The sequence below is a fragment of the Streptomyces sp. AcH 505 genome, from assembly GCF_000818175.1.
GTDB lineage: Bacteria > Actinomycetota > Actinomycetes > Streptomycetales > Streptomycetaceae > Streptomyces.
On sequence record NZ_JTIY01000001.1, the window covers coordinates 953,888 to 963,258 of the forward strand.

The following is a 9,371-nucleotide window of genomic DNA, read 5'->3' on the forward strand; positions in this document are numbered from 1 at the left end:
CCGGACCCGATCCGAGCGAGGGAGAGCATCACGTGACCATCGCGCCAGACCGTCCGGCCACGCACACCGCCGCTTCAGGCGAGGCACTGCTGCGTACGCTGACGGACCTCACCGCCGATCTGCCCGACACCGACCCGGGCAAGGTCGCAGCGGCGGCGCTCCGGGGGCGTAACGCCGGATCGGACGCTGCGGGCCTGCGCGAGCTGGCCACCGAGGCCGCCGCCGGGCTGATCTCCGAGGACCCCGCGTACTCCCGGCTCGCCGCCCGGCTGCTGACCCGCTCCATCGCCGACGAGGCCGCCGGCCAAGGCGCGGTGTCGTTCTCCGCCTCGGTCGGCGTCGGACACACCGAGGGGCTGATCGCCGACGCCACCGCCCGCTTCGTGGCGCTGCACGCCGACCGGCTCGACGAGCTCGTGGACCCGGCGGCCGACGACCGGTTCGGCTACTTCGGTCTGCGCACGCTCTACAGCCGCTACCTGCTGCGCCACCCGATCACCCGTCAGGTCGTCGAGCGCCCGCAGTACTTCATGCTGCGCGTGGCGTGCGGGCTCGCCGAGGACGACAGCCCGGCCGCGCTGGAGGACGTCGCCGCGCTCTACCGGCTGATGAGCCGGCTGGACTATCTGCCGTCGTCGCCGACCCTGTTCAACTCGGGCACCCGGCACCCGCAGATGTCCTCCTGCTACCTGCTGGACTCCCCCGCAGACGAACTCGACTCGATCTACGACCGCTACCACCAGGTGGCCCGGCTCTCGAAGCACGCGGGCGGCATCGGCATCCCGTTCTCCCGTATCCGCTCCCGGGGTTCGCTGATCCGCGGCACCAACGGGCACTCCAACGGCATCGTGCCGTTCCTGCGCACGCTCGACTCCTCGGTCGCCGCCGTGAACCAGGGCGGCAGGCGCAAGGGCGCCGCCGCCGTCTACCTGGAGACCTGGCACGCCGACCTGGAGGAGTTCCTGGAGCTGCGGGACAACACCGGTGAGGAGGCGCGCCGTACGCACAACCTCAACCTGGCGCACTGGATCCCCGACGAGTTCATGCGGCGCGTCGAGGCGGACACCGACTGGTCGCTGTTCTCGCCGTCCGACGTGCCGGAACTGGTCGACCTGTGGGGCGACGCGTTCGACACGGCGTACCGCGCGGCGGAGGCGGCGGGCCTCGCGATCAGGACGATCCCGGCCCGTGACCTGTACGGCAGGATGATGCGCACCCTCGCCCAGACCGGCAACGGCTGGATGACCTTCAAGGACGCGTCGAACCGTACGGCCAACCAGACGGCGGAGCCCGGCCGCACGGTCCACTCCTCCAACCTCTGCACGGAGATCCTGGAGGTCACGGACGACGGCGAGACGGCCGTCTGCAACCTCGGCTCGGTCAACCTGGCCGCTTTCGTGCTCGATTCGGGCGAGATCGACTGGGCGCGGCTGGACACGACGGTCCACACCGCCGTCACTTTCCTCGACCGGGTCGTGGACATCAACTTCTACCCGACCGAGCAGGCGGGCCGCTCCAACGCCAAGTGGCGCCCGGTCGGCCTCGGCGTGATGGGCCTCCAGGACGTCTTCTTCAAGAAGGGCCTGCCCTTCGACTCCGCCGAGGCCGCCGCGCTCTCCACGAAGATCGCCGAGCGGGTCATGCTCGCCGCGTACGAGGCGTCCTGCGGGCTCGCCGAGCGGTACGCCCCGCTGCCCGCCTGGGAGCAGACGCGTACGGCGCGCGGGGTGCTGCATCCCGACCACTACGGCGTGGAGCTGAACTGGCCCGAGCGGTGGGACGCCCTGCGCGCCCGGGTCGCCAGGAGCGGTATGCGCAACTCGCTGCTGCTCGCCATCGCGCCGACCGCGACCATCGCCTCGATCGCCGGGGTCTACGAGTGCATCGAGCCGCAGGTCTCGAACCTCTTCAAGCGCGAGACGCTGTCGGGTGAGTTCCTTCAGGTCAACTCGTACCTGGTGGCGGAGTTGAAGCGGCTCGGCGTCTGGGACGCCAGGAGCCGTGAGGCGCTGCGCGAGTCGAGCGGCTCGGTGGCGGGCTTCAGTTGGCTGCCCGCCGAGGTGCGTGAGCTGTACCGCACGGCGTGGGAGATCCCGCAGCGCGGTCTGATCGACATGGCGGCGGCGCGTACGCCGTTCCTCGACCAGAGCCAGTCGCTGAACCTGTTCCTGGAGACGCCGACCATCGGGAAGCTCAGCTCGATGTACGCGTACGCCTGGAAGAAGGGCCTCAAGACCACGTACTACCTGCGCTCGCGCCCGGCGACCCGGATCGCCCGCGCGGCCGGCGCCGACGTACCGGCGGCGCGTGTCGCCCCGGGCCCCGGCCCCGTGCCCGTGCCCGTACCGATGGCGCCCGACGCGGACGCCGTCGCCTGCTCCCTGGAAAACCCCGAGTCCTGCGAGGCCTGCCAGTAATGACGACCGAGACCGAACCGACCGAGACCACCGAACCGACCGAGACCGTCGAGAAGAACCTGCTCGACCCGGGCTTCGAACTGACGCTGCGGCCGATGCGCTACCCGGACTTCTACGACCGCTACCGCGACGCGATCAAGAACACCTGGACCGTGGAGGAGGTCGACCTCCACTCCGACGTCGCCGACCTCGCCAAGCTCTCCCCCGGCGAGCAGCACATGATCGGCCGGCTGATCGCGTTCTTCGCGACGGGCGACTCGATCGTGTCGAACAACCTGGTCCTGACGCTGTACAAGCACATCAACTCCCCCGAGGCGCGGCTGTACCTGTCCCGCCAGCTCTTCGAGGAGGCCGTGCACGTCCAGTTCTATCTGACGCTGCTCGACACCTACCTCCCCGATCCGGCGGACCGGGCCGCCGCGTTCGACGCGGTGGAGAGCATCCCCTCGATCCGCGAGAAGGCGCAGTTCTGCTTCCGCTGGATGGACTCGGTCGAGACGATCGACCGCCTGGAGACCAAGGCGGACCGGCGGCGCTTCCTGCTGAACCTGATCTGCTTCGCGGCCTGCATCGAGGGCCTGTTCTTCTACGGGGCCTTCGCGTACGTCTACTGGTTCCGCTCGCGCGGCCTGCTGCACGGTCTCGCCACGGGCACCAACTGGGTCTTCCGCGACGAGACGATGCACATGAACTTCGCGTTCGAGGTCGTGGACACCGTCCGCAAGGAGGAGCCCGACCTCTTCGACGACGAACTCCAGCAGCAGGTCACGGACATGCTCAAGGAGGCGGTCGAGGCGGAGCTGCAGTTCGGCCGCGACCTGTGCGGTGACGGGCTGCCCGGCATGAACACCGAGTCGATGCGCGAATACCTCCAGTGCGTCGCCGACCAGCGGCTGCGCCGCCTGGGCCTCGCCCCGGTGTACGGCTCGGAGAACCCGTTCTCGTACATGGAGCTGCAGGGCGTCCAAGAGCTGACCAACTTCTTCGAACGCCGCCCGTCCGCCTACCAGGTGGCGGTGGAGGGTTCGGTCAGCCTGGACGACGACTTCTGAGCCGCGGCAAGGGACCGCTCACGGCCGGCGCAGCGCCCGCAGGACGGTGTCGTGGGTGTGGTGGGTGCCGGCCGGGGGCGGGACGGCGCGCGGACGGGTCTCGTCGACCAGGACGTCCCAGCCGGGGCCGAGGAGCGGCGGGACGTCGCCGGGCTGGTAGTAGTCGGCGGGGTCGAAGTCGTCGCCCTCCCGGTGGGTCAGGTCGGCGAGGTCATGGCTGACGAAGAGCAGGGTGCCGCCGGGGGCGACGGCGGCCAGGAGGTCGCGCAGCGCCGCGTGGTCCGGCGTGCGGCGCAGCGGGAAGTACTGGACGGACACCAGGTCGAAGGCGTCCGCCGGGGGCGGTGTGGTGCTGAGGTCGGCGCGTCTCCAGGTCACCCGGTCCTCGACGTCGGTGCCCGCCGCCGCCGCGCGCCGCAGGGCGGTCTCGGCGATGTCGACCCCGGTGACCTGCCAGCCGCGCCGGGCCAGCCAGAGCGCGTCGGCGCCTTCGCCGCACCCGGCGTCGAGCGCCCGGCCGGGCGGCAGTTCCGCGGTCTCGGCGACGAGCACCCCGTTGGGGTTGCCGCTGAACAGCTGCTCGCGGCTGCGGTACATGTCGTTCCAACCCTGGGCATCCATGGGGGTCGGCCTTTCGTCGCTTCGGGACGGCTGCGTCCTGACTGTGCGGTGACTGCGACGCAACGATGCGCTCGGAACGGCATTCGGGCAAAGCTCTTTGCGGAAATGGCAAAACACGGGCACCGTGGTTGCATGAGCGACGAATTCGGCGCGGTGCTGGCGGCGGTCGGGCCCCGGCTGCGCGCCTTGCGCACGCGGCGCGGCGTCACCCTGACCGCGCTGTCGGAGATCACCGGCATCCCGGTCAGCACGCTCTCCCGGCTGGAGTCCGGCCACCGCAAGCCGGGCCTCGAACTCCTGCTGCCGCTGGCGAGGGCCTATCAGGTGCCGGTCGACGAGCTGATCGGCGCTCCGGCCGATCTTGATCCGCGGGTGTACCCGCGGCCCTTCACCCGGTACGGCATGACCGTCGTACCGCTGACCCGCAAACCCGGCGGCCCGCAGGCGTTCAAGCACATCATGCCGGCCGGTCTGACCGACGGCCGCGAACCCGATCCGCGCTCGCACGAGGGCTACCACTGGCTGTACGTCCTGCGCGGGCGGCTGCGCGTCGTCCTCGGCGACGAGGACTTCATCCTCACGGAGGGTGAGGCCGCAGAGTTCGACACGCATCTGCCGCACTGGTTCGGCAATGCCGACGAACACGCGGTGGAGTTCCTCAGCATCCTGGGCCCCCAGGGCGAACGCGTCCACATCAGGGCCAGCTACCGGCCCGGCGAGCCGCAGACGTGAGGCGCCGGGTGCGGCCAGGGACGCTCAGGGGGACGTGTCTCGTGGCCGGGGTCTGCGCGGTGCTGACCGTGGCGGCCGGGCTGGGGGTGCGGAGCGTGGGGTCCGGCGACGCTGCCAAGTACACGGGGGACGCGCTCTACACCGTGCTTGTGCAGGCGCTGGTGGTGGTCGTCGCTCCCCGCGTCAGGCCGCTGACGGCCGCGTTGGTCGCTCTCGCGGTCAGTTGTGGTGTCGAGTTGCTGCAACTGACGGGTGTGTCCGCCGAGTTGGCCGCGCGCAGTGAGATCGCGCGGCTCGTCCTCGGCTCCACGTTCAACGCGCCCGATCTGTTCTGGTACGGGGTCGGCGCGGCGGCCGGGTGGGCGGTGCACGCCGCGTTCGGCCGGCGCCCGGACCGGAACCGCGACACTCAGTTGGTGCGGGAGTAGTCGTCGCGGTTCGGGCTGCGGCGCTGGTGCAGCTCGCGCAGCTCGTGGTCGATGCGGGCCAGCCGGACCCGGCGGTCGGTCGCGCGGTCCTTGACGTGCCAGTACAGCGGGGGCAGCGCGAGAAGGACGAAGAGGGCGATCAGGGCGAGAATGGTGAGGAAGGTGTCCATGTCCTTACTGTCGTCGCTCGGCCCCAGGAAAAGCAGTGGCAGGACTGTCATCAAGCATCGAATTGCTGCCACACTTGGTGCCATGCTGAAAAACGTGGCGGCGGTCCTCCTCGACGGCGTTCATCCCTTCGAACTCGGCGTGATCTGCGAGGTGTTCGGCCTCGACCGGAGTGACGAAGGCCTGCCGGTGTACGACTTCGGCGTGGTGTCCGCCGAAGGTCCCGTGCTGCGCACCCACGCCGGGTTCACCCTCGGCGACCTGTACGGCCTGGACCGGCTGGAGGAGGCCGATCTGATCGCCGTACCGGCCGGTGCCTCGTACGCCGTGCGCGACTACCCGCAGGAACTGCTCGACGCGCTGCGCCGCGCCGTCGACCGCGGCGCCTGGGTGCTCAGCGTGTGCTCGGGCGTGTTCGTGCTCGGCGCCGCCGGGCTGCTCGACGGGCGGCGGTGCGTCAGCCACTGGAGCCACACCGAACTGCTGTCCCGGACGTTTCCGCAGGCCAAGGTCGAGCAGGACGGGCTGTACGTGGAGGACGGCCGCGTCATCACGTCGGCCGGCACAGCGGCCGGGATCGACGCGTGTCTGCATCTGCTGCGGCTGGAGCACGGCCCGGAGATCGCCAACGCCGTCGCCCGCCGCATGGTCGTCCCGCCGCACCGCGACGGCGGCCAGGCGCAGTTCGTGGAGCGCCCGCTGCCCAGGGACCGCTGCGACACGGTCGCCGACGTGCTCGGCTGGATGGAGCGGCATCTGGACAGCGAGATGACCGTCGAGCAGCTGGCCGAGCAGGCCCACATGTCGCCGCGCACCTTCGCCCGCCGCTTCCAGCAGGAGACGGGGACGACGCCCTACCGCTGGCTGCTGCGCCAACGGGTGCTGTTCGCCCAGGAGTTGCTGGAGGCGACGGACGAGACGGTGGACAGCGTGGCCGGGCGCTCCGGCTTCGGCAGCGCGGCGGGGCTGCGCCACCACTTCCTGCGGACGCTGGGGACGACCCCGAACGCCTACCGCCGCACCTTCCGGGTGCCCGCGTCGGCCGGCGCGGCGGGGGGCGCTCAGTCGTTGGGGACGGTCTCGTAGCGCGCCGTGCCCTCGGCCATCTGCCGCAGCGCGTCCTTGCGGTCGCGCTTGGAGAGCCGGTCGATGTAGAGGTACCCGTACAGATGGTCCGTCTCGTGCTGCAGGCAGCGGGAGAAGTACCCGGTGCCCTGGAGCTTGACCGGACGGCCCTTCAGGTCGACGCCGGTGACGACGGCGTAGTCGGGGCGCGGCAGCGCGGCGTACGCGGTCGGCACGGACAGGCAGCCCTCGTTGGAGTCGTCCAGGTTCCGCTCCCCCGGCGGCAGCTCCACCAGTACGGGGTTGCAGACCGCGCCGACGTGCCGGACACCGTCGTCGTCCAGGCAGTCGTAGACGAAGACCTTCAGGTCGACACCGATCTGGTTGGCGGCCAGGCCCACGCCCTCGGCGGCACGCTGGCTGGCGAACATGTCGTCCACGAGCGCGGCGAGTTCGTCGCCGAACTCCGTCACGTCCCGGCATTCCTTGTGCAGCACGGGATTGCCGACGACGGTGATCGGCCGGGCCGTGCCGCGCTCCCGGTGCGCCAGCTCGCGCGCCTCGGCGTCCGTGGTGTCGTCGACGAACCCGTCCCCGTCCGTCACCGGGGCCTCACTGTCGATCCGCTGGTCCGTCTCCTGCTGCGCCATGTCCGCAGTACGCCTTCCTCAGTACCCGATGCTGCTGCCCGCACGTCGCGCGGGTCCGCACGATGTGCCCGTACAGCCTAAGCGCAGCCGCGGGAGGCTCCGGTCGTCCGTCAGCAGACTTCTTCGAGATCCCGCCACTCACGGGTCTCGGGGCTGTCCGCGACCCAGCCGTCCAGCAGGCCCTTCACCAGGGCCTGCGGCGCCGCGATGCCGCATTCACGCTCCGGCACCCACAGCTCGCCCGCCGTGCGGTGGCCGAGCGGCCCCGGATGGCCGGGCTCGCTGTGGTCGTGCGGGTCGAGATGCTCGCCGTCGCCCTCGGCGCTCGGCATCCGGCTCTCCGAGCAGGCCCGGCACAGCAGCCGTACCGACGACGACCAGTCCTCTGCGGCGAAGCCCGCGTCGGCGGCGAGCCGCTCCAGCGCGTCCCTGTCGTCCTCGGTCGCCGCTTCCAGCAGCACCACCCAGGTGGGTACGGGCGAGGGCGCCCACAGCTCGATCTCGTCGAAGACCGGGTAGGCGCGGGTGGCGCCGTCCGGGGCCGCCGCCGTCGTGCGCTCGCCGTTGGGCACGCCGTCGTGCAGGACGACCTCGCCCCAGCGCCGCCCCGACGAGGGCAGCGGGATCGACAGCACCTCGATCCGCGCCGGGTCGAGTCTGCGGCCCCAGACGACCTCGGCCTCGCCCTCGGGCGACAGCCGGACAGCGGCGCTGCCCAGCTCCATCCCGTCGGGTTCGCCGTTCGCCTCGGCGCTGTGCGGATTGCCGGGCACCCGCAGCCCGTACGCCTGCCAGGCGCGCCGGGCCAGCGGCCAGTCCTGGAGCGCGGTGGCCGCGATGCCCACGTTCCACCAGTCGGGGGCGCCGGTCTCCTTGTCGAGCAGGGCCACGGCCCGCAGTCCGGCCGCCCGCGCCTGCTCCCAGTCGTGCCGGAACTTGTGCAGCAGCGCCAGATTGAACCAGGACTCGGAGAGCCAGGGCTCCAGATCGGCCGCACGCGTCAGCAGCGCGCCCGCGTCCTCGTACCGGCCGTCACCGATCAGCGTGAACGCGCGGTCGGTGGCCTGCCGCCACGAGGCGGATGGCCGATGCCGTACCTTCCCGAAGATCCTCACGATTCCCGCCTGCCGGTCGCTCGGGCCATACTCCCGGACACCCTCTTCTTCGCATCCAACCATGCCGGGTCGGACGCCCGCTCCTTACCCATGGGTTACCCAGCCCCGCCCGACGTCAGACCGCCCCGGGACAGCACGCGTGCCAGGGATTCCACCACCTCGGGCTGGTAGTCGTGCGCCGTGCCCAGCCGTAGCCGCTCCAGCGCGCTCAGCGCGCCGCTCGCGCCCGCTCCTTCTCCGGCCCCTTCCCCGGTCAGATCGTCGTACGCGTTCACGGCGCGGACGATCCTGGCAGGCAGCGGCTGTTCCCGGTAGGGGTCGGCCTGGCGTTCGACCACGACGGCCACCGCCGCCGGCACCCCGGTCTGGCGTACGACGGCTCCGCCGAGCAGCGCGATCCGGCGCTGCTCGGCGACCGGCAGCAGGGCGGTGGCCCCTTCGGGCACGGGGTCCACCAGCGAGAGCTGGCCGATGTCGTGCATCAGCGCCGCGTACTCCAGCACGGTCAGGTCAGGCCCCGACAGGCCCAGCTCACGGCCGACGGCGCGGCTCAGTTCGGCGACCCGCCGGGCGTGCCCTGGCGGGGTGTACCCGGCGATCTCGGTGGCGCGGGCCAGCGAGGCGATGGTCTGGCCGTAGGTGGTACGGACCGCCGCGTAGCGCCGGAACGACAGGTGCGTGAGCAGCAGCGGTACACAGAACACCGGCAGCGCCCAGAGCCCGGCGACGGCGACCCCGAGCGCGATGACAGCCCCGGTGGCGCACACGGCGGAGCCGATGCCGAGCAGGGCCCGCAGTTCCTCCCTGAGGAGGGGGCCGAAGGGGTGGTGCGTGCGGGCGCGGGCCATCAGCGCGGCCAGCACGGCGTCGCACAGGGCGGTCAGCGCCAGCAGCAGGAGCAGCAGCGCGGCGTAGTAGGGACCCTGCCGGGTCAGGTCGCCGAAGCCGCCGGAGTTGTAGAGCGGCTGGAAGCAGACGGCGGCGAAGCCGACGGTCAGCACCCGGCGCACCATGTGGTCGAGCGCGGGGCCGCTGCCGCGCGCGATGTGCGGTACGGACCCGGCGAGCGCCGCGGCCACGGCGACGGCGACCGTCTGGAGCGCGCCGTGGCTGGTGGGCTGGC

Annotated in this window: 10 protein-coding genes; 5 read left to right on the plus strand and 5 right to left on the minus strand. The window is 71.6% G+C overall.

What is annotated here, in order from left to right; translation table 11 throughout:
* The first annotated feature begins 32 nt into the window (after positions 1-32).
* Positions 33-2,417: a ribonucleoside-diphosphate reductase subunit alpha gene (locus tag HY68_RS04340; protein ID WP_041984597.1), complete on the plus strand. Its 2,385-nt coding sequence runs from the start codon at positions 33-35 to the stop codon at positions 2,415-2,417.
* Positions 2,417-3,469, plus strand: a complete 1,053-nt coding sequence (locus HY68_RS04345; RefSeq protein WP_041984600.1) for a ribonucleotide-diphosphate reductase subunit beta — start codon at positions 2,417-2,419, stop codon at positions 3,467-3,469. Before HY68_RS04340 ends, HY68_RS04345 begins: the two co-directional genes overlap by 1 nt.
* Before the next feature lie 18 nt (positions 3,470-3,487).
* Here the strand turns inward: HY68_RS04345 and HY68_RS04350 are convergent, their stop codons facing one another.
* Positions 3,488-4,090: a class I SAM-dependent methyltransferase gene (locus HY68_RS04350; RefSeq protein ID WP_041984602.1), complete on the minus strand. Its 603-nt coding sequence runs from the start codon at positions 4,088-4,090 to the stop codon at positions 3,488-3,490.
* Between the two features lie 132 nt (positions 4,091-4,222).
* Here HY68_RS04350 and HY68_RS04355 point away from each other — a divergent pair, with 132 nt between their 5' ends.
* Together HY68_RS04355 and HY68_RS04360 are read left to right on the plus strand one after the other, a co-directional pair.
* Positions 4,223-4,822: an XRE family transcriptional regulator gene (locus HY68_RS04355; RefSeq protein ID WP_041984605.1), complete on the plus strand. Its 600-nt coding sequence runs from the start codon at positions 4,223-4,225 to the stop codon at positions 4,820-4,822.
* Between the two features lie 41 nt (positions 4,823-4,863).
* Positions 4,864-5,250 (plus strand): DUF2809 domain-containing protein, encoded by a 387-nt coding sequence (locus tag HY68_RS04360; RefSeq protein WP_347560381.1) that lies wholly within the window; start codon positions 4,864-4,866, stop codon positions 5,248-5,250.
* Here HY68_RS04360 and HY68_RS04365 read toward each other — a convergent pair.
* The gene (locus HY68_RS04365; RefSeq protein WP_041984610.1) at positions 5,232-5,420 is read right to left on the minus strand and encodes a hypothetical protein; all 189 of its coding nucleotides are present in this window, start codon (positions 5,418-5,420) and stop codon (positions 5,232-5,234) included. The genes HY68_RS04360 and HY68_RS04365 overlap by 19 nt on opposite strands.
* Positions 5,421-5,502: 82 nt before the next feature.
* On the opposite strand from HY68_RS04365, the gene HY68_RS04370 reads away from it, so the two are divergent.
* Complete coding sequence (locus HY68_RS04370) at positions 5,503-6,504, plus strand: helix-turn-helix domain-containing protein (protein ID WP_041984614.1); 1,002 nt, start codon at positions 5,503-5,505, stop codon at positions 6,502-6,504.
* On the opposite strand, the gene def is transcribed toward HY68_RS04370, so the two are convergent.
* The 3 genes from def to HY68_RS04385 all read right to left on the minus strand — a co-directional run.
* Positions 6,480-7,133: a peptide deformylase gene (gene def / locus HY68_RS04375; RefSeq protein WP_041984617.1), complete on the minus strand. Its 654-nt coding sequence runs from the start codon at positions 7,131-7,133 to the stop codon at positions 6,480-6,482. The genes HY68_RS04370 and def overlap by 25 nt on opposite strands.
* Positions 7,134-7,243: 110 nt before the next feature.
* Positions 7,244-8,248: a tetratricopeptide repeat domain-containing protein gene (locus tag HY68_RS04380; protein WP_041984620.1), complete on the minus strand. Its 1,005-nt coding sequence runs from the start codon at positions 8,246-8,248 to the stop codon at positions 7,244-7,246.
* Between the two features lie 95 nt (positions 8,249-8,343).
* On the minus strand, positions 8,344-9,371 hold a 1,028-nt coding region (locus tag HY68_RS04385; protein WP_041984623.1), incomplete at its 5' end, for an HD domain-containing protein.

Bases quoted from the DNA above. Each gene is read 5' to 3' on its own strand.
- HY68_RS04370 (WP_041984614.1), top strand. From the start codon at position 5,503: ATGCTGAAAAACGTGGCGGCGGTCCTCCTCGACGGCGTTCATCCCTTC.
- HY68_RS04345 (WP_041984600.1), top strand. From the start codon at position 2,417: ATGACGACCGAGACCGAACCGACCGAGACCACCGAACCGACCGAGACC.
- HY68_RS04365 (WP_041984610.1), bottom strand. From the start codon at position 5,420: ATGGACACCTTCCTCACCATTCTCGCCCTGATCGCCCTCTTCGTCCTT.
- HY68_RS04355 (WP_041984605.1), top strand. From the start codon at position 4,223: ATGAGCGACGAATTCGGCGCGGTGCTGGCGGCGGTCGGGCCCCGGCTG.
- HY68_RS04350 (WP_041984602.1), bottom strand. From the start codon at position 4,090: ATGGATGCCCAGGGTTGGAACGACATGTACCGCAGCCGCGAGCAGCTG.
- def (WP_041984617.1), bottom strand. From the start codon at position 7,133: ATGGCGCAGCAGGAGACGGACCAGCGGATCGACAGTGAGGCCCCGGTG.